Source organism: Citrobacter sp. Cpo069, from assembly GCF_030332785.1.
Classification (GTDB): Bacteria; Pseudomonadota; Gammaproteobacteria; order Enterobacterales; family Enterobacteriaceae; genus Citrobacter; species Citrobacter portucalensis.
Map to the genome: position 1 here is coordinate 414,895 of NZ_JAOWHD010000059.1, position 19,513 is coordinate 434,407.

General features: G+C 53.5%; 19 protein-coding genes. 4 read left to right on the forward strand and 15 right to left on the reverse strand.

Annotated features, from left to right (window positions below; translation table 11 throughout):
* Positions 1-149 precede the first annotated feature (149 nt).
* Positions 150-1,115 carry a L,D-transpeptidase LdtC gene (ldtC, locus tag OGY08_RS18010; RefSeq protein ID WP_219013523.1) on the forward strand — a complete coding sequence of 322 codons (966 nt, stop codon included), beginning with the start codon at positions 150-152 and terminating at the stop codon, positions 1,113-1,115.
* 86 nt (positions 1,116-1,201) lie between these two features.
* On the opposite strand, the gene bhsA is transcribed toward ldtC, so the two are convergent.
* The gene (gene bhsA, locus OGY08_RS18015) at positions 1,202-1,459 is read right to left on the reverse strand and encodes a multiple stress resistance protein BhsA (protein ID WP_003030810.1); all 258 of its coding nucleotides are present in this window, start codon (positions 1,457-1,459) and stop codon (positions 1,202-1,204) included.
* Between the two features lie 243 nt (positions 1,460-1,702).
* On the opposite strand from bhsA, the gene comR reads away from it, so the two are divergent.
* Both comR and OGY08_RS18025 read left to right on the forward strand, forming a co-directional pair.
* Positions 1,703-2,338 (forward strand): TetR family copper-responsive transcriptional repressor ComR, encoded by a 636-nt coding sequence (gene comR / locus OGY08_RS18020; protein WP_008784432.1) that lies wholly within the window; start codon positions 1,703-1,705, stop codon positions 2,336-2,338.
* Between the two features lie 254 nt (positions 2,339-2,592).
* Positions 2,593-4,773, forward strand: a complete 2,181-nt coding sequence (locus OGY08_RS18025; RefSeq protein WP_048235621.1) for a TonB-dependent siderophore receptor — start codon at positions 2,593-2,595, stop codon at positions 4,771-4,773.
* A 57-nt stretch (positions 4,774-4,830) separates the two neighbouring features.
* Here the strand turns inward: OGY08_RS18025 and OGY08_RS18030 are convergent, their stop codons facing one another.
* From OGY08_RS18030 to hinT, 8 genes are all read right to left on the reverse strand, one after another.
* Positions 4,831-5,370, reverse strand: coding sequence for a glycine zipper 2TM domain-containing protein (locus OGY08_RS18030; protein ID WP_003030814.1), 540 nt, complete (start codon positions 5,368-5,370; stop codon positions 4,831-4,833).
* Positions 5,371-5,538: 168 nt separating this feature from the next.
* Positions 5,539-6,843 (reverse strand): NADH-quinone dehydrogenase, encoded by a 1,305-nt coding sequence (gene ndh / locus OGY08_RS18035; RefSeq protein WP_003832263.1) that lies wholly within the window; start codon positions 6,841-6,843, stop codon positions 5,539-5,541.
* A gap of 236 nt (positions 6,844-7,079) precedes the next feature.
* Positions 7,080-7,622, reverse strand: a complete 543-nt coding sequence (gene ycfP, locus OGY08_RS18040; RefSeq protein ID WP_003030817.1) for an alpha/beta hydrolase YcfP — start codon at positions 7,620-7,622, stop codon at positions 7,080-7,082.
* 21 nt (positions 7,623-7,643) lie between these two features.
* A complete protein-coding gene (gene nagZ / locus OGY08_RS18045) occupies positions 7,644-8,669 on the reverse strand; it encodes a beta-N-acetylhexosaminidase (RefSeq protein WP_032943019.1) in 1,026 nt (341 codons plus the stop codon).
* A 10-nt stretch (positions 8,670-8,679) separates the two neighbouring features.
* Positions 8,680-9,504 (reverse strand): thiamine kinase, encoded by an 825-nt coding sequence (gene thiK, locus OGY08_RS18050; protein ID WP_125362951.1) that lies wholly within the window; start codon positions 9,502-9,504, stop codon positions 8,680-8,682.
* Entirely contained in the window at positions 9,485-10,126 is a 642-nt protein-coding gene (lpoB, locus tag OGY08_RS18055; protein ID WP_008784426.1) for a penicillin-binding protein activator LpoB, read from the reverse strand. The genes thiK and lpoB overlap by 20 nt, the downstream gene beginning before the upstream one ends.
* A 13-nt stretch (positions 10,127-10,139) precedes the next feature.
* Positions 10,140-10,514, reverse strand: coding sequence for a YcfL family putative periplasmic lipoprotein (locus OGY08_RS18060; protein WP_008784425.1), 375 nt, complete (start codon positions 10,512-10,514; stop codon positions 10,140-10,142).
* A gap of 2 nt (positions 10,515-10,516) precedes the next feature.
* A complete protein-coding gene (gene hinT, locus OGY08_RS18065) occupies positions 10,517-10,876 on the reverse strand; it encodes a purine nucleoside phosphoramidase (RefSeq protein WP_071444757.1) in 360 nt (119 codons plus the stop codon).
* Positions 10,877-11,224: 348 nt separating this feature from the next.
* Between hinT and fhuE the strand changes: the two genes are divergently transcribed.
* The gene (gene fhuE, locus OGY08_RS18070; protein WP_125362950.1) at positions 11,225-13,411 is read left to right on the forward strand and encodes a ferric-rhodotorulic acid/ferric-coprogen receptor FhuE; all 2,187 of its coding nucleotides are present in this window, start codon (positions 11,225-11,227) and stop codon (positions 13,409-13,411) included.
* A gap of 22 nt (positions 13,412-13,433) precedes the next feature.
* Here the strand turns inward: fhuE and paaY are convergent, their stop codons facing one another.
* From paaY to paaH, 6 genes are all read right to left on the reverse strand, one after another.
* A complete protein-coding gene (gene paaY, locus OGY08_RS18075; RefSeq protein ID WP_048235623.1) occupies positions 13,434-14,030 on the reverse strand; it encodes a phenylacetic acid degradation protein PaaY in 597 nt (198 codons plus the stop codon).
* Between the two features lie 11 nt (positions 14,031-14,041).
* Positions 14,042-14,968, reverse strand: a complete 927-nt coding sequence (gene paaX, locus OGY08_RS18080; RefSeq protein ID WP_185757613.1) for a phenylacetic acid degradation operon negative regulatory protein PaaX — start codon at positions 14,966-14,968, stop codon at positions 14,042-14,044.
* 157 nt (positions 14,969-15,125) lie between these two features.
* A complete protein-coding gene (gene paaK / locus OGY08_RS18085; protein WP_100272610.1) occupies positions 15,126-16,445 on the reverse strand; it encodes a phenylacetate--CoA ligase PaaK in 1,320 nt (439 codons plus the stop codon).
* A gap of 28 nt (positions 16,446-16,473) precedes the next feature.
* On the reverse strand, positions 16,474-17,679 hold the full coding sequence (gene pcaF, locus OGY08_RS18090; RefSeq protein ID WP_125362948.1) for a 3-oxoadipyl-CoA thiolase: 1,206 nt from the start codon (positions 17,677-17,679) through the stop codon (positions 16,474-16,476).
* Entirely contained in the window at positions 17,679-18,101 is a 423-nt protein-coding gene (paaI, locus tag OGY08_RS18095) for a hydroxyphenylacetyl-CoA thioesterase PaaI (RefSeq protein ID WP_286566238.1), read from the reverse strand. Before paaI ends, pcaF begins: the two co-directional genes overlap by 1 nt.
* The gene (gene paaH, locus OGY08_RS18100) at positions 18,094-19,512 is read right to left on the reverse strand and encodes a 3-hydroxyacyl-CoA dehydrogenase PaaH (RefSeq protein ID WP_286566240.1); all 1,419 of its coding nucleotides are present in this window, start codon (positions 19,510-19,512) and stop codon (positions 18,094-18,096) included. The genes paaI and paaH overlap by 8 nt, the downstream gene beginning before the upstream one ends.
* Position 19,513 lies beyond the last annotated feature (1 nt).

Sequence of the window (19,513 nt, forward strand, 5' to 3'; positions counted from 1 at the left end):
TGAACAGGCCGGGTGAGCACACCACTCACCCGGCCTGATGAATTTACAAACTCTTTGCACTTCCCTGCACTTCCCGACACAGCAAACAGCCATAATTCTCGTTTACTTTTACATAATAAAAACCACGTAAAAACAATGGATTTATGGTGATGTTAAACAATAAACGACTCTCTCGCTGGCTCGCGTTTTTTACGCTTGCAGCGACATTCGCGTTAGCACTTCCGGCTCAGGCAAACATCTGGCCGCTGCCGCCACCGGGAAGCCGTCTGGTGGGTCAGAATGCCGTTCACGTTGTTGAAGACAATGGCGGTTCTCTGGAAGCGATTGCAAAAAAGTACAATGTCGGCTTTCTCGCGCTGCTGCAGGCCAACCCTGGCGTTGACCCTTACGTACCACGTCCGGGCAGCGTTTTGACGATCCCGTTACAAACTCTGCTACCTGATGCCCCGCGCGAAGGTATTGTTATCAACCTCGCTGAACTGCGTCTTTATTATTACCAGCCGGGGACCAATTCGGTGACCGTGTATCCTATTGGTATTGGCCAGTTAGGTGGTGACACGCTGACGCCTACGATGGTAACCACCATCTCTGATAAACGCGCCAACCCCACCTGGACGCCGACGGCAAATATCCGCGCGCGATACAAAGCAAACGGGATTGACCTGCCTGCCGTTGTGCCTGCCGGTCCGGATAACCCGATGGGCCATCATGCGATTCGCTTAGCGGCATACGGCGGCGTGTACCTGTTGCACGGTACAAATGCTGATTTTGGCATCGGAATGCGCGTCAGCTCCGGCTGTATTCGTCTGCGCGACGGTGATATAGAAACCCTGTTCCGTCAGGTAACGCCCGGAACTAAGGTCAATATTATCAATACGCCGATCAAAGCATCCGTTGAGCCTAACGGCGTGCGCCTGGTGGAAGTACACCAACCGCTGTCCGAAAAAATCAATGACGACCCGCAACTGCTGCCGATCGTGCTGAACGCGTCCATGCAGACATTTAAAAATGCGGCGCAAACAGATACCGCCGTCATGGATCATGCGATGGAGATTCGCTCAGGCATGCCGGTCGATGTGACCCGTCATCATGACGTTGCTCAACAACCGCTGTAAACGTAGCGTATAAAAAAACCCCCGCTGGATTTTATTCCGCGGGGGTTTTTTATTTAACTCGCAGTGGCATTGCGATGGGTTAAATCTTATTTGTAGATAACAGCAGTTCCGTGAAGAGTGTTAGGACCGGTAACGGAAGTAATACGGAAAGACTTCGCACCCATCTCATCGGCTTTCTGCGCCAGTTGATCTTCCAGAGAACCTAGGTTAGTCCCCGCATTCGCAGAAATAGTACCGACTTTCTCTTGGCCCGCAGGAGTGGACTGAACTTCAACAGCGGCAAAGCTTGCAAATGACAGTGAGCTAAGAACAGCAGCGACAAACAGTGTTTTTACGTTTTTCATGATAGTGACCTTTAGCAGATGAATAGGTGTCGAAAAGATTAACTTAACGATCGATAGGTAAATCATAGATGTGATCCAGGTCACACGTCAACATTTTTTTATAATGATCGTTATATAAAATATAAAGGTCTTATTTTTCATACTAATAGCTATAAATTATTTTTATCGTGAATCCGCTGGAGTGTGCAGTCGAATATTTTTATAATGGTTATTCAATAAACCCAACAAAGGTACATCGGCGCCATGACAACTGAAACGACAGGTTGTGCAAAAAAAAGCCGTGGCCGACCAAAAGTGTTCGACAGGGAAGCCGCGCTTGATAAGGCCATGACACTCTTCTGGCAGCACGGATATGAAGCGACCTCGCTCGCCGATCTCGTGGAAGCCACCGGCGCAAAAGCGCCCACGCTGTATGCGGAGTTCACCAATAAAGAAGGGTTGTTCCGTGCCGTACTGGATCGCTACATCACCCGCTTTGCGGCGAAACACGAAGCCCAGCTGTTTTGTGAAGAAAAAAGCCTTGAGTCCGCACTTGAAGACTATTTCACCGCTATAGCGACCTGCTTTACCAGCAAGGACACCCCGGCGGGATGTTTCATGATTAATACTTCTGCGACGCTGGCAGCCTCTTCCCGCGATATTGCGCACACGGTGAAATCCCGCCATGCAATGCAGGAACAGACGCTTACCCAGTTCCTTCACCAGCGCCAGCAACGAGGCGAAATTCCGGCCCATTGCGACGTGCAAAAACTGGCCGAATACCTGAACTGTATTTTACAAGGTATGTCGATCAGCGCCCGTGAAGGCGCAACGTTTGAAAAACTGATGCAGATCGCACACACAACTCTGCGGCTGTGGCCCGAACTCGTCAAAGCTTAACCCTTTCCCGCAATTCCCCCGCTGTACTCATACCACCGGGAGCTGATAAAGCCCCCGGTTAGATTCCCGTTCTATTGTCCCTACATTTCTCATTGTTTTCATCGTGTTACCCGATCATTTTTTGTAAAAAGTATTGATAACGACAATTATTATCAGCAATATTCGCATTTGTTTTAATGCCTGTTTCACAATGTAACCATCGGTTTCTCTACCGCTATAACAAAAACAGACCGACTTTTTTAAAAGGAATACAAATGCATAAGCGTCTCTGGGTGCTCAATCCTCTCCTGTTATCTTTAACTCTACCCGCTGTTGCGGCTGAGGAAGAGAACCTCATCGTCAGCGCCAACCGTAGCCAGCGCACAGTGGCAGAAATGGCGCAAACGACCTGGGTTATTGAAGGAAGCGAGATTGAACAACAGGTTCAGGGAGGTAAAGAGTTCAAGGATGTTCTTGCTCAGCTAATCCCAGGAATCGATGTTAGTAGCCAGGGACGCACAAACTACGGCATGAACATGCGCGGTCGCGCCATTGTCGTGCTAATTGACGGTGTCCGTCTGAACTCCTCGCGAACCGACAGCCGTCAGCTTGACTCCATTGACCCATTTAACATTGCGCACATTGAAGTCATTTCAGGCGCAACCTCTCTTTATGGCGGTGGCAGTACCGGCGGATTAATCAACATTGTCACCAAAAAAGGTCAGCCGGAGCGTGAAGTAGAACTCGAACTGGGGAGCAAAAGCGGCTTCAACAATAGCAACGATCATGATGAACGCGTTGCCGCGGCGGTGAGTGGCGGAACCGATCGCGCTTCCGGGCGTATGTCCGTCGCGTATCAACGATTTGGCGGCTGGTATGACGGTAATCACGATGCCCTGCTGCTCGATAACACCCAAACCGGGCTACAGCACTCCGATCGCCTGGACGTCATGGGCACAGGGACGATTGAACTTGACGACAACCGTCAGTTGCAACTGGTTACGCAGTACTATAAAAGTCAGGGGGATGACGATTACGGGCTGGATCTCGGCGAGAACATGTCCGCCGTGACCGGAAACGGCAAAGCATACACCAGCAGCGGACTGAATTCCGATCGTATTCCCGGCACCGAACGTCATCTTATTAGCCTGCAATATTCAGATGCGGATTTTTTTGGCCAGAACCTGGTCAGCCAAATCTATTACCGTGACGAATCGCTGAAATTCTACCCCTTCCCTACGCTCAGCAAAGGCAAAGTCACCAGTTTCTCCGCATCACAGCAGGACACCGACCAGTTTGGTGCCAAAATTACCCTCAACAGCCAGTTGATGGATAACTGGGAGCTGACGTGGGGTGTCGATGCCGATCACGAAACCTTCGACTCCAATCAGAAATTCTTCGATCTGGCCTGGTCCCTGCCCTCCGGCGGCATGGACAACCGTACCGCTTATACCACCGGGCGTTACCCCGGTTACAGCATCACCAACTTCGCGCCTTTCCTGCAAAACAGCTATGACATTAACGACATTTTTACCCTCAGCGGCGGCGTGCGCTATCAGTGGACCGAAAACAGGGTTGATGATTTCGTTGGCTATGCTCAACAGCAGGGAATCGCGACCGGGCTTGCGAACTCTGCCGATACTATTCCGGGCGGCAAAACCGATTACGATAATTTCCTGTTCAACGCCGGTATCCTTGCCCACCTGACCGACCGTCAGCAAACGTGGTTTAACTTTTCTCAGGGCGTGGAGCTTCCGGACCCAGGGAAATATTACGGTAACGGTACCTATTCGCTGGTTGGCGATCATTACCAGCTCCAGCGCAGCGTCAACGTGGCGGATTCACGTCTGGAAGGAATTAAAGTTAACTCGTACGAACTGGGGTGGCGCTACACCGGCGATAGTCTGCGCACGCAACTGGCCGCTTACTACTCGACTTCAGATAAATCGATCGTTATCAACCGTAGCGATATGACCATTAACGTTCAGCCCGACGATCGCCGCATTTATGGCGTTGAAGGTGCGGTGGATTATTTCATTGCGGACACGGACTGGAGCCTGGGTGGCAACTTCAACGTCATTAAATCGGAAGTGAAACAGAACGGTAAATGGCAAAAATGGGATGTCACGCTGGCCTCACCGTCCAAAGCAACCGCGTGGGTCGGCTGGGCACCAGAACCGTGGACCTTGCGCGTACAGAGCCAGCAAACATTTGATCTGACCGACGCCAGCGGTAACAAGCTGGATGGCTATAACACGATGGACTTTATCGGCAGCTATCAGCTCCCGTTGGGTAAGCTGACCTTCAGCGTGGAAAACCTGCTGAATGAAGAGTACACCACACTGTGGGGACAACGTGCGCCACTGCTGTATAGCCCAACCTACGGCAGCCCGTCACTGTATGAATACAAGGGCCGGGGTCGTACTTTTGGTCTGAACTACGCCTTAACCTTCTGATAAAAAAAGCCCCCCAGCCTGAGCGAATGGGGGGCTAATGTTCAGGATAATGCTATTTTACGCTTTGTTATTCAGTACCAACTGTCCGTTGTTATCCAACGGAATTTGCGCGCCGGGGTCCTTATCCATACGGATTTTCCCCTGCTGATCGCCAATTTTGTACGTCACGTCGTAGCCCAGCATCTTTTCAGATTTGTCATACACCGTTTTACAACGCTGCTGCGTGGTGGTGTAAGTATCGTTTTCCTGCATCGAACCCTGAATCTGGTTACCTGCATAGCCGCCGCCTAAAGCACCGGCCACGGTAGCAATATCTTTACCACGTCCACCGCCAAACTGATGCCCAATAACACCACCCGCAACCGCGCCCAGTACGGAACCCGCGATACGGTTTTCATCTTGTACCGGCTTGCGGTGGGTGACCGTTACGTTCCGGCACTCCTGACGCGGTGTTTTTACCGACTCTTTAATCGGTGTTGCAGAGACAACTTGCGCATACTGTGGGCCACGCTCGAAAACGTTCAGACTGGCCACCGCTGCAACACCCAGCGCAGCAGCTACGCCAATCCCTATACCCGCCAACATTGATTTATTCACGGGACTACCTCCTTTTTTGCTATTAGCAACAACTTTGCAACAGAAGGTAAGGAATGCCAATCAGATTACGGATGAAAATAGCGGGAGGTGGAGCGAAAGCGGAATGATTCAGACAACTCTGAAGGAAGGCGTCGGATGCGTAAAATCATCCGACGCCACAGGTCGATATTAATGCAGTTTCAGACGCGGGCGAATCACCCGGTTGATACTGCCGACCAGCATCATCAGCCCGGTTTTGAAGTAGCCGTGCAAAGCAATCTGGTGCATGCGGTACAGTGAGATGTACACAAAGCGCGCAATACGTCCTTCCACCATCATCGAACCACGGGTCAGGTTGCCCATCAGGCTACCCACGGTAGAGAAGTTAGAGAGCGAGACCAGAGAGCCGTGATCTTTGTACTGATACGCTTTCAGCGGCTTACCGTTCATCTGTGCCAGAATATTGTTCATCGCGCAGGTCGCCATCTGGTGTGCTGCCTGAGCGCGCGGAGGCACAAAACCGCCTTCCGGGCGAGCGCAGGAAGCGCAGTCGCCAATCGCGTACACGTCAGGATCGCGCGTGCTCTGCAGAGTTGGCTCAACCACCAGTTGGTTAATACGGTTCGTTTCCAGACCGCCAATGTCTTTCATAAAGTCTGGCGCTTTGATACCCGCCGCCCACACCATCAGATCGGCTTTAATGTATTCGCCATCTTTGGTGTGCAGTCCGCCTTCATCAGCGCTGGTTACCATCGTCTGGGTCAGTACGCGTACGCCCAGTTTGGTTAACTCATTATGCGCAGCACCGGAAATACGCGGCGGCAACGCAGGCAGAATACGCTCACCGGCTTCGACCAGCGTAACGTTCAGCGCGTCATTGGTCAGCCCTTTGTAACCATAGCTGTGCAGTTGTTTTACCGCATTGTGCAGCTCAGCGGAGAGTTCAACACCCGTCGCACCGCCACCCACAATGGCGATATTCACTTTTCCGTTAGCGCCCAGATTCGCGGAATACTTCAGGAACAGATTCAGCATCTCCTGGTGGAAACGACGCGCCTGATGCGGGTTATCGAGGAAAATGCAGTTTTCTTTCACGCCAGGGGTGTTGAAATCGTTGGACGTACTGCCCAACGCCATCACCAGCGTGTCATACGGCACTTTACGCTCAGGAACCAGCAGCTCACCCTTCTCATCGCGCAGCTCAGCAAGAGTAATGGTCTTCGCTTCACGATCGATATCCACCACCGAGCCTAACTGGAACTGGAAGCCATGGTTACGGGCATGTGCCAGATAACTCAGCGCATCCACACCTTCGTCCAGTGAACCCGTCGCCACTTCATGCAGTAACGGTTTCCACAAGTGACTGTGGTTTCTGTCTACCAGTGTGATTTTGGCCTTTTTCTTACGCCCGAGTTTTTTACCCAACTGCGTCGCCATTTCCAGTCCGCCAGCACCGCCGCCGACAATCACGATCCTTTTCAATGGTGTAGTCAACGTGACCCCCTCAAATTTATTAACCAATTGTTAATTAAAAGTTATGAGTATAGCCTTTAATTAACAACAAGTTACGGCAATGAAAATGTTCTTCGAGAGTGAGAATAACACGAACGGTGCATTGGTCATACCAAAATTGATATGTATCAAGTTTTGATGCTGAAAAGATAGACAACCGGAACTTTAAGAACAAAAAAACCAGCCCGATGGCTGGTTTTTTACACACTCAATAAGAATTAACCTAACGTCTTGAACGCTTTGATGCGCTGCAAATGCGGAGAGATATTCTTAAACTTATGCGTCTGCTCTTCGTCCCAGACTATCTCGTAAAAATGATGCAGCTCTTCCGACGAACGCTGACTGTTAAGCGCTTCATCATGACGTGACAGGATCACCAGGCAGCGATCGCGATTCTTCTCACGGAAATTGGTCACGCATTTTGTTGCGATGTCTGCATACTCCTCAGGTCTGTCGATTTTGCCTTCCATGTTCTCATACGGGAACAGGTTGGGATTAAACACTACCTGACGAATATCACACAGGAAACCAATCCGTTCAGCCCAATATCCCCCGAGCCCCACACCACAAATCAGCGGACGGTCATCCACATTCAGCTGCAGCATTTTGTCCACTTCTTTCAGCAGATGCTGCATATCATGTTTAGGATGCCGCGTACTGTAGCTAATCAGCCTGACATCCGGGTCGATGAATTGCAGCTGCAACACCTTCTCATGGTTGCCCGGGCTGTTAGAGTCAAAACCGTGTAAATAGATAATCATCGCATCCTCGCCAAACTTGCGTTAATGACCTGCTTTCTCTTCCTGCCAGCGCTCATGAAGTTGGTTAAGCTGAGCGCTTACCGTCTTCCAGCGTGCCGAGTCCATCAGTTCCTGACGTGAAAATGAACCTTTATGATACAAACGTGTAACACGTTCTGCATTGATCGGCGACAGATTATCTAACACACTGACCGCTCCCTTACGATTATTGCAGACCAGGATCATATCGCAACCTGCATCCAGCGACGCCTGTCCACGCTCCGCATAGCTTCCCATAATCGCCGCCCCTTCCATCGACAAATCGTCGGAGAAAATGACACCATCGAAGCCAAGTTCCTGACGTAGCACCGTTTTCAACCAGTGAGGTGAGCCACTCGCCGGACGCGGATCGACATCACTGTAGATGACATGCGCAGGCATAATGGCATCCAGTTTGTTTTCCGTAATCAACGTCTGGAACACGGACATATCTTTCGCACGAATCTCGGCTTCAGGGCGTGGATCGGTTGGGGTTTCTTTGTGTGAATCCGCCGTCACCGCCCCATGTCCTGGGAAATGTTTACCGGTCGTTTTCATGCCAGCAGCATGCATCCCGTCAATGAAGCGGGTCGCCATCGCCAGCGCTTTTAGCGGATCGGCATGGTAAGAACGCTCGCCGATTGCCGCGCTGATATGGCCCACATCCAGCACGGGTGCAAAGCTGATATCAATGTCCATCGCGATCATTTCGCTGGCCATCAACCACCCGGCGTCCTGAGCCAATTTGCCGCCCTCTTCCAAACCATGCAACGCAGCAAAGGATTGAGCCGCAGGCAGGCGGGTAAAGCCCTCACGAAAACGCTGTACGCGTCCGCCTTCCTGATCTACCGCCACCACCAGATGGTTACGTGACGCAGCCCGGATCTGACGCACTAATTCACGCAGCTGTTCCGGGTCATGATAATTTCGGGTAAAGAGGATCAACCCACCTACCAGCGGATGTGCCAGAATCTCACGCTCTTCAGCGTCCAGCTCATACCCTTCGACATCCAACATTACTGGGCCCACACTGCTCTCCTTATCCTTTCATTGTTAGCTGCCGCCAGGTTTCATCGGCCAGCCTGATAAATTGTCGATCGCCGGTTTGCCGCCAGCGATACTCAAACCACCCCGCCTTCAGCATCATTATCCAGGGTTGCCATTGTCTGACCTGTCGCCACAAAACGTCTGGCTCAATGTGCGCTCGTTGGGCGTAGGTGCTAACCAACTGTTGGTGCTGGGATTCATCGCTAACCCATACTGCCGCCAGCTCCAGGGCAATATCACCGTCTCCGGCGTATTCCCAGTCAATCAGCCGCAGCCCTGATGCCGTACGTACGATGTTGTCACCGTGAACATCCATATGCAGCGGCCCCAGGCGCAAAGGTCGAGGCTCACCTCGTTTCCTTAGCCGCTTCAGCGCGCGCAGCCAGCATGGTGTACGACGCGCCGGATCGCCACACTGCCAGTACTGTTCAAGTAGCGGAAGCAGGTTGATTCGCCAGCCCAATCGGGGTTGCTGGTGCAGATGATACAGTAAGCCTGCGAGTTCGTCGGCGTCCGGTAATCTGGATTCTACCTTACCGTGAAAAAACTCGACTGCCATCCACCCACGCGTATAAAAATGAGGACGTGGCGCAAGGCTTTCTGGCAGGTGTTTTAACGCATGATATTGGCGTAAGAAATGAGATTCCGGCGCGTCAGGATCGTGATGGCAGCGCAGTACCAGCCGGTGGGAACGGTGTTCAATGATGCAGCTCCCGCCGCTCAGGCCGGTTTGGCTGGTTGCGACGGGATGATACTGCGGGAAATAGCGCGACAACACTTCGCCGCGCGTGAGTCTGCTATTGTTGCTGAACGGCACCTTTACCTGACCAGATTATCTCGCCAGTTTGTACCAGCATTAATTGCATTTGCAGCGCAGGCGAATTGACATTGCCTGATGCGCTGGAATAAAGCACATACTGCGCGCCAACGTTACGGGCGATACCAATCGCTTTACTGCGCGTTCCCAGACTGTCATTCGGCGACAGACCTAACTGCTGTTTGGCGACAGCCAGCTGTTGGGCAGAAATCAGCGTAAACTTACCGTTATTCGCCAGCGCATTACGTAAGGTTTCGGTGGCTTCACCCGCGTTCAACGAGCCGTTGGTGCGGTTATTCACGCTATCAACCAGCAGAACGCCGCCCGCTTTGACGCCGTCTGCCTGCAGCATTTTGCCGACCATCGGCTGCATAGCCCCGTTCCAGTCATAGTGACGTTGACGTGGCGTAGGCTGCGCCGTTTGGTCTTCATGCTCAATTGGGCCCGGCTGCTGCGGTATGCTTGGCACCGTTGGCACAACCGGCACCGGCTGTTGCGGCTGCGCAGGCTGTTCCGGTACCGGCTTCACTTCCTCTACCGGCGCGGGCTCACGTTGCGCCACACAGCCAGAGAGAAACATCGCCAGCGCGGCAATCAGTGCGTAGCGATTCATTTTGTTCATCAAGATTCACCCCTTACAAATAAAGATAAAGTCTAACCTTGTGCGCCCCCAGAAAATTGGCGCTGCCGTACAGCGTCACCGACGAATGAGCCGGAATAGTCACACTGCGTGGCGCTTCCAGAGGGTGCATTTCCAGCCCTCTGGCGTCATACCAGTAAAACCGATAATGAACGGTAACGGGTTCTTGTCTTTCGTTATAGAGTCGAGAGGATGCCGAAGCCTGAATATCAGACGTTGTTAACGTGGGCTGCTCTGCTGTAATACCCGCCGCCAGAATTGTTGATTCCATCACCAGCGACTGTTCATCACTTACCGGGATTTCAGGATGTGTTCGACAACCCGCCAGCAACAGCAAGCCCAGTGAAAGCGCAATGCATCCTCTGGTCATGCTTACAGACCTTTATGCGCAAGCATTGGGCCAAGCGCACGTCCACCCAGCAGGTGCATATGAATGTGATACACCTCCTGCCCCCCGTGGCGGTTGGTGTTCATGATTAAGCGGTACCCATCTGCAGCAATGCCTTCCTGCTCAGCAATTTTCGCCGCAACGGTGACCATGCGGCCCAATGCCTGTTCATGTTCCGCCGTCACATCATTGACAGTGGGGATCAGAATGTTAGGAATGATCAGGATATGCGTTGGTGCCTGAGGGGAAATATCACGAAACGCAGTGACCAGTTCATCCTGGTATACGATATCCGACGGAATCTCACGACGAATAATTTTGCTGAATATAGTTTCTTCTGCCACGACGTTTTCCTTTTTCATTAACAGCCCAAGCGTTTTGCCATGCTACGCCGGGTAACTCTGCGAGTATAGAGTATGAGCGAGTTACTCACGCTCTTTCAACTTTAACCCTCGATTTTTTAAGCGAAAACCCCAGTCAGTGCTGCTCTTATAACCATTTCCCTGCGCTATTGCTCAAGCATAGTACTGAAACAATATTTCATTTATGCCGTAGCATCTGTTTACACATTGAGTGCTAATGCGTATATTTCGCATTTGTATTTACATGCGCACTTAATAATTTACAACCAAAGGGTTCATCACACTACCGGTGATTCGAACTTAATATTAATAATTATCAAGGACTTTTCGATGTCTTTCACAACACTCAACGGGAATGTTCAACGCCAACCGGGGCTTGCCCCTTCTTTGCTGGCAGCATGCGTCACGCTAGCCCTTTTACCTTCCACCAGCCTCGCAGCCCCTGCAGAAGAGACAGTGATCGTGGAGGGTTCTGCTCCATCCGCATCAAGTGAGGAGCAGGATTACAGCGTTAAATCGACGACCGCTGGCACAAAAATGCAAATGACGCAGCGCGATATTCCGCAATCGGTCAGCATTGTCAGCCAGCAGCGCATGGAAGATCAGCAGTTGCAAACGCTGGGCGATGTGATGGATAACACGTTGGGGATAAGCAAAAGCCAGGCGGATTCAGATCGCAGCAGCTATTACTCGCGCGGATTTCAGATTGATAACTATATGGTCGATGGGATCCCGACCTATTTTGAATCCCGCTGGAATCTCGGTGACGCCCTTTCTGACACCGCCCTTTTTGAGCGTGTCGAAGTGGTCCGTGGCGCAAACGGGCTAATGACCGGGACGGGTAACCCTTCAGCCTCCATTAACATGATCCGTAAGCATGCCACCAGCCGCGAGTTCACCGGTAATGTTTCAGCGGAATATGGCAGCTGGAACAAACAACGCTATGTGACCGATCTGCAAAGCCCGCTTACAGCAGACGGCAACGTGCGCGGCCGCATCGTGGCGGGTTACCAGAATAACGACTCCTGGCTTGATCGCTACAATAGCGAAAAAATGTTCTTCTCCGGGATTGTCGATGCCGATTTGGGTGACACCACCAGCCTGTCTGCGGGCTATGAATATCAGCGCATTGATATCAACAGCCCAACCTGGGGTGGATTGCCGCGCTGGAATACCGATGGCAGTAAAAACAGCTACGACCGCTCGCGTAGCACTGCGCCGGACTGGGCTTACAACGATAAAGACTTCAACAAAGTGTTTGTCACCATCAAACAACGTTTTGCCGATACCTGGCAGGCGACCATGAACGCCACCCACTCCGAGGTCAAGTTCGACAGTAAAATGATGTACGTCGATGCCTATGTTAATAAGGCCGACGGCACGCTGATTGGCCCATATGGTAACTATGGTCCAGGATATGACTACGTCGGAGGAACCGGCTGGAACAGCGGCAAACGTAAAGTGGATGCTGTCGATCTATTCGCCGACGGCGGTTATGATCTGTTTGGTCGCCAGCATAATCTGATGTTGGGCGGCAGCTACAGTAAACAGAATAACCGTTATGAAAGCTCGTGGGCGAACGTTTTCCCCAACGAAATCGGCAGCTTCTATACCTACGATGGTAACTTCCCGGAAACCAACTGGAACCCGCAGTCATTGGCTCAGGACGATACCACGCACATGAAATCGCTGTACGCCGCAACGCGTATTTCGCTGGCCGACCCACTGCATTTGATTGTTGGCGCACGTTACACCAACTGGCGTATCGACACCCTGACCTACAGCATGGAGCAAAACCACACCACGCCGTATGCGGGTCTGGTCTATGACATTGACGATAACTGGTCTACCTACGCCAGCTATACCTCAATCTTCCAGCCGCAGAACAAGCGCGACAGTTCCGGTAAATATCTCTCTCCGATCACCGGCAACAACTATGAGCTTGGCCTGAAGTCCGACTGGATGAACAGCCGTTTAACCACCACGCTCGCGGTGTTCCGCATTGAACAGGATAACGTAGCGCAATCAACCGGCGTGCCAATCGCCGGTAGCAATGGCGACACGGCCTTTAAAGCGATGGATGGTACGGTCAGCAAAGGGGTCGAATTCGAGATTAACGGTGCGATCACTGATAACTGGCAGATGACGTTTGGTGCGACACGCTATGTTGCAGAAGACAACGAAGGCAATGCAGTAAACCCAAACCTGCCGCGGACCACGGTAAAACTGTTTACCCGTTATCGCCAGCCAGCCATGCCGGAACTGACCGTCGGCGGTGGAGTTAACTGGCAGAACCGTGTTTACAGCGATACGGTCACGCCTTATGGCACATTCCGCGCGGAACAAGGAAGCTACGCCCTGGTAGATTTGTTCACCCGCTACCAGGTAACAAAAAACTTCTCAGTGCAGGGTAACCTTAATAACCTGTTCGATAAAACCTACGACACGAATATCGACGGTTCTATCGTTTATGGTGAGCCGCGTAACGTCAGTGTTACCGCCAGCTATCAGTTCTGACACCGGGTATTGCGTAGAATCGCTAACTCGCTGACTTAGGTTGCAAATTCTCATCAAACTCCAGCCGCTTTCTGTCGGGTTCTACCGCAGTCAGCGGCTTCACTTCTGCAAGCGTCTGCTGACAGCGCTCCACCAGCACCTGATACTCGCGAGTGCCCTGTTTTTTCCACACCAGTTCCTGCTCAGTTAACATGCGAATCGCTTTTGCCGGGCTGCCGACAATCAGATGGTTGGCGGGCATCTCAGCGCGCGCTTTCACAAACGCCGAAGCACCAACGATACTGTTTTCACCGATGGTCGCGCCATCGATAATCACCGCGCTCATGCCGACCAGCGCGTTACGCCCAATCACACAGCCATGCAGAATCGCGCCGTGGCCGATATGTCCGTCCTCTTCCACTACCGTATCCTGGCCGGGAAATCCGTGCATCACGCAGTTATCCTGGATATTCGCCCCATCTTTAACCACGATACGCCCAAAATCTCCGCGCAGGCTGGCGTTGGGACCAACATAAACACTTTTGCCGAGAATGACATCGCCAATCAGCACTGCGGTTGGGTGAACATAGCTTTCTGCAGGAACTACCGGGATCATCCCGTCAATCTGGTAAATCGGCATGGCTTCTCCTGTTACACCTCGGCTAATCCGCCGAAGCGTTGATAATAGAGCGGCCCCGGCGCGGGCAGTTCCCCCACCGAGCTCTCGCCTTTTTCGCTGACAAAAACCTGGGCGCCGGGCGCAACACGTTGATAAATATTAATGCACAGCTGACGCGCCGTCTGACCCAGCCAGTGAGCAGGCAACAATTCTTCCGGCAGCAGCGGATCTTTGAGCACAACCCGACGATAGAAGTGAATGAGCAACAGGCGGATCTGGAAGCAGCGCTCTGGCGTAAGTTCGTCCGGCCCGGCGTCACGCAGTAGCGGTAACAACGGACGGAACAGCATGATAAACGCCTCGTACATGGCATTTTGTTCGGTTAAGTGCCAGCACACTTCTACCCGCTCACGCAGCGCAGCGCGGGAGAGTGCCAACGGCGAATGCGCCTCAAAAACGATGACGTTTTCCGCTACCCCAGCTTCATGAAGCAGCGACTGTACGTCCGCCAGCTTTTGCGATGGCGACGCCAGCAGACTCGGCGCCAGTACGCCAAAACCTTGCCATAACAGCTGCTTTTTAACTTCGGCCAGGGTATTTTTCTCCAGCCCCTCCGACAGCAGCAGCAGCCAGGTACCGTCCCACTCAGGGGCGCTGGCACGGTAGATTTTGCTCTCGGCGCGGCGCGTCAAGCGTAGCCCTTTATCACTCAGGCGGTAGAAACTGCGGCGGCCGATACGTACTACGTCCAGCCATTCTTCTTTATTAAGGCGAAACAGCGCGGTACGTACAAAACGCTCACCGAAGCCAAGCCCTTCCAGCAGCGCGGCAACGCTACCGAGCCAGACTTCTCCACCGCGTTGCGATAAACAGTCCCCGTAAAGCGAGGCGATAAGAGAGGTGCCGCTGACCGGCATTGCGGTTACCGCCTGCTGAATAAAACTATCGAGTTTTTCCATATGATTCATACTGTTGTCTTTTTTTTCCTTTTTGAATCATAGCACAGGATAATTTCCGCGATATGGCAGGAATTTGTAGGTCGGATAAGGCAACGCCGCCATCCGGTAACTTGTGCGCTCTCGCCTGATGGCGCTGCGCTTATCAGGCCTACGAGTCTTAACCGTTGGCGGCAACTTTGCGCAGGTCGAACACCCGGCACGCCTTTCCTTCTGAGCGCGGGATGCTGCCGCAGTTAACAATGCTTACGTCCGTTGAAATACCGACCATCGACTTAATACGATGACGCAAATGATGGCAAATCTGGCAGCGCTGCTCATGGCTTAGCACCAGGCTACTCTCTTTAAGCTCCACGCGTACCGAAAGCGAATCAAGATGCCCTCGGCGATCCACTTCCAACTGGTAATGTGGAGCCAGATGTTCAATCTTGAGGATCTCTTCTTCCACCTGCGATGGGAAGACGTTGACGCCGCGAATAATCAGCATATCGTCGCTGCGCCCGCTAATGCGATCCATACGACGCATCGTGCGCGCGGTACCCGGCAGCAGGCGCGTCAGGTCGCGGGTACGATAACGAATGACCGGTAGCGCTTCTTTCGTCAGCGTGGTGAACAGCAGTTCGCCGTGCTCGCCGTCGGCCAGTGGCGTACCGTCATCCGGATTGACCACTTCCGGGAAGAAATGATCCTCCCATATTGTCGGACCATCACTCGTTTCGATGCACTCCATCGCCACGCCCGGCCCCATCACTTCCGAGAGGCCATAAATATCCAGCGCCGTAATACCCAGGCGACGTTCGATCTCCGCGCGCATCCCCGTTGTCCACGGCTCTGCGCCAAAGACACCGGTACGCAGCGAACAACCCCGCGCGTCACCGCCCATCTGGCGCTCCAGCTCTTCAATCAGGTTCAGACAGTAGGATGGCGTAACCATAATCATGTCAGGTTTGAAATCGCGAATCAGCTGCGCCTGTTTCTCGGTTTGACCGCCGGACATCGGGATAACCGTTGCCCCCAGGCGTTCCGCGCCGTAGTGCGCGCCCAGTCCGCCGGTGAAAAGGCCATAGCCATAAGCGACGTGGATTTTATCTTTCGCGGTACCGCCTGCGGCACGCAGCGAGCGGGCGACGATGTTAGCCCAGGTATCGATATCATTTTGCGTATAGCCCACCACCGTCGGTTTACCCGTGGTGCCGGATGATGCATGGATACGCACCACCTGCTCCATCGGTACCGCGAAGGTGTCGAAGGGATAGTTGTCACGCAGGTCCTGCTTGGTGGTGCAGGGAAACTTGCTCAGATCGCTCAGCTCACGGAAATCATCCGGGTGAACCCCCGCCGCGTCGAACTTACGGCGGTACATCGGGACATTTTCATAGGCGTGTTTTAACGTCCATTTCAGGCGCTCGGTTTGCAAAGCCTGTAATTCGTCACGCGATGCGGTTTCAATCGGATCTAATTTTGTTGTTGTCGTTGTCATTTTGTAGGGCACTCGCAGGTCAATTAGCTCACACTCGCTCAAGGATCATGGCAATGCCCTGACCCACGCCAATACACATCGTACACAGCGCATAACGTCCATTGCGTCGTTCCAGCTCCAGCGTTGCAGCCAGCGCTAACCGCACACCGCTCATCCCCAGCGGGTGACCTAAAGCGATAGCCCCCCCATTGGGATTCACGTGTTCTGCGTCATCTGCCAGTCCAAGCTGTCTCATCACACCCAACGCCTGGGCGGCAAAGGCTTCATTCAGCTCAATCACATCCATATCGTTGATATTCAGCCCGGCGCGCTCCAGCACTTTTCGTACCGCAGGAACTGGCCCAAGCCCCATAAACTTCGGCTCCACGCCCGCCGTCGCCATCGCGACAATGCGTGCACGCGGCGTTAAACCCTGCGCTGCGGCCTGCTGCTGGCTTGCGATAATCAGCGCTGCCGCCCCGTCGTTCACCCCAGAGGCATTGCCTGCGGTGACCACGCCGTTCTTACGAAACGGTGTTTTCAGTTGTGCGAGTTGCTCCAGCGTGGTTTCTGCACGCGGATGTTCATCTTCACGTACTGCGCTAACTGCCCCTTTCTTGCCAATGATTTGTACCGGTACAATTTCCTGCGCCAGAATGCCGTCACGCTGGGCTTTCGCCGTGCGCTGCTGGCTGCGATACGCAAAGGCGTCCTGGTCCTCTCGGCTTATATTTAACAATTCAGCTACATTCTCCGCCGTTTCCGGCATGCTGTCAGTTCCGAATTGTTGCTGCATGAGCGGGTTCACAAAACGCCAGCCAATGGTGGTATCAAACATCTCTGCCTGACGCTGAAACGGCACGGTCGCTTTGCCCATTACAAACGGCGCGCGTGACATTGACTCAACACCACCAGCGATCAGCAGGTCGGCATCACCGGCTTTGATCGTGCGAGCAGCGAAGCCGATCGCATCAAGCCCGGAGCCGCACAGACGGTTGATGGTCGTGCCGGCAACGCTGTGCGGATACCCCGCCAGCAAGGTCGCCATATGCGCCACGTTGCGGTTATCCTCGCCCGCCTGGTTGGCGCAACCGAAGATCACATCGTCAATAGCGCTGGGATCCAGGCGTGGGTTGCGGTTGAGTAATTCACGCAACGGGATGGCCGCCAGATCGTCGGCACGCACGCCTGCCAGCGCCCCGCCGTAGCGACCAATCGGGGTACGAATACCGTCACAAATAAATGCGTCACGCATTAGACTTCTCCTGTAATCGTGCCACCGATGCGGTGGGATTTGCCGCGAAACAGAGCCACGGTTTTGTGTTGCTGATTGGCAATTTCAATGTCGTAAACGCCAGTGAGTTTGCCTTGCTGCTTAACCCGCGCGGTGGCGGTCAGTTTGTCACCTGCAAAAGCCGGACGCAGAAAGTCGATACTGGCCGCTGAGGCTACTGCTGCCAGTCCCTGACTGTTGCAGGCGTAAGCAAAGGCGGTATCCGCCAGCGAGAACAGTTGCCCACCGTGACAGGTCTGATGTCCATTCAGCTGCGACGGCGACACGGTCATGGTCATCTGCGAATAACCGTCGTCCATCTCAATAATTTCAATCCCCAGCGCCTGCGCGCAGGTGTCTTTCACATACATGGCGCGGGCGTTGCGCCAGGCTTCATTACTCATGACGCATCTCCATCAGCGCTTTCTGGCGCAGCAGCGCACTCGGGCGATAGCGTTCTTCGCCGTAGTGCTGTTGTAGATTTTCCAGCAGACGCAGCACACGTCCCCAGCCGAGCGATTCGCCCCAGGCCAGCGGCCCGTGCGGGTAGTTGACCCCCAAGCGCATGGCGGTATCGATATCCTCGGCGCTGGCGACTCCTTTTTGCAGCGCATCCAGCGCTTCGTTCGCCAGCATCGCTACCGTGCGCCATACCAGCAGCCCTGGATAGTCGGCAATACGCAGCACTTTTTTGCCCTGCTGCTGGAAGTAGTACACCGCTTTGTCGGTGGCTGAAGCCGGGTTGGTTGGTGCGCTTGCCAGAACGACGGTGTCGCCCGCAGCATGGTCATACACCACCACCGGGCGCTGGTGCTGCGCGCTTAAGGCCAGCGCGGTTTCACCGGTAGTTTCAAGGAGCAGCACATCATCCAGTTCAGTGACAACGTCACGCTTGATATTTTTTGCTGCATTTTCAGGCGCTACCGCTGCAACAGCCAGTTCAGGCGATACCTCAGCAGGCCAGCAATAGACGCCGTGGCCACTCTTCTTGCCCAGACGCCCCGCCAGAGCGAGCTCCTGTTGCAGCAAAGACGGTAGAAAACGGCGGTCCTGCCAGAAGGCGTCAAACACCGAACAGGTCACGGCAAAGTTGACGTCCTGACCAATCAAGTCGGTCAGCGCCAGCGGTCCCATCGGGAAGCCGCCGCCGTCACGCAGCGCCGCATCAATCACTTCCGCTGACGCAACCTGTTCTTCCAACGCGCGCCAGGCTTCAGCGTAGTACGGACGCGCCACGCGGTTGACAATAAAACCCGGCGTTGAGCGGCAGCGCACCGGCTGCTTGCCCCAGGCAGTCACGCACTGGCAAAGCTGCTCGACCACTTCCGTTGAGGTGGCAAGCCCGCTCACCACTTCCACCAGTTTCATCACCGGTGCCGGGTTAAAGAAATGCAGCCCAGCCACGCGTTCTGGGTGTTTAATGCCCGCCGCAATCGCGGTAATTGAGATCGACGAGGTATTACTGGTTAGCAGCGTTGACGGCAAACAGATCTCCGCCAACTGACTAAACAGCGCTTTTTTAATTTCCAGCTGCTCGGAAGCGGCTTCAATCACCAGTTGTGCATCGGCAAGCTGATTCAGTTCAGTCGCGGGGGCGATCCGTGCCAGCAGCTCACTAGCCTGTTCCGCACTGATTTTTCCACGACCAACACGAACGTCGAGTCGCTGGCGAATACCCTGAATGGCGCGAGTAATCGCCTCAGCGGAAATGTCATACAGCAGGACCGAATGTCCGGCGCTGGCAGCCACCTCGGCAATGCCTGCACCCATTGTTCCGCCGCCGATCACGGCAACGCGGTGAAGAGTTTGCGTCATG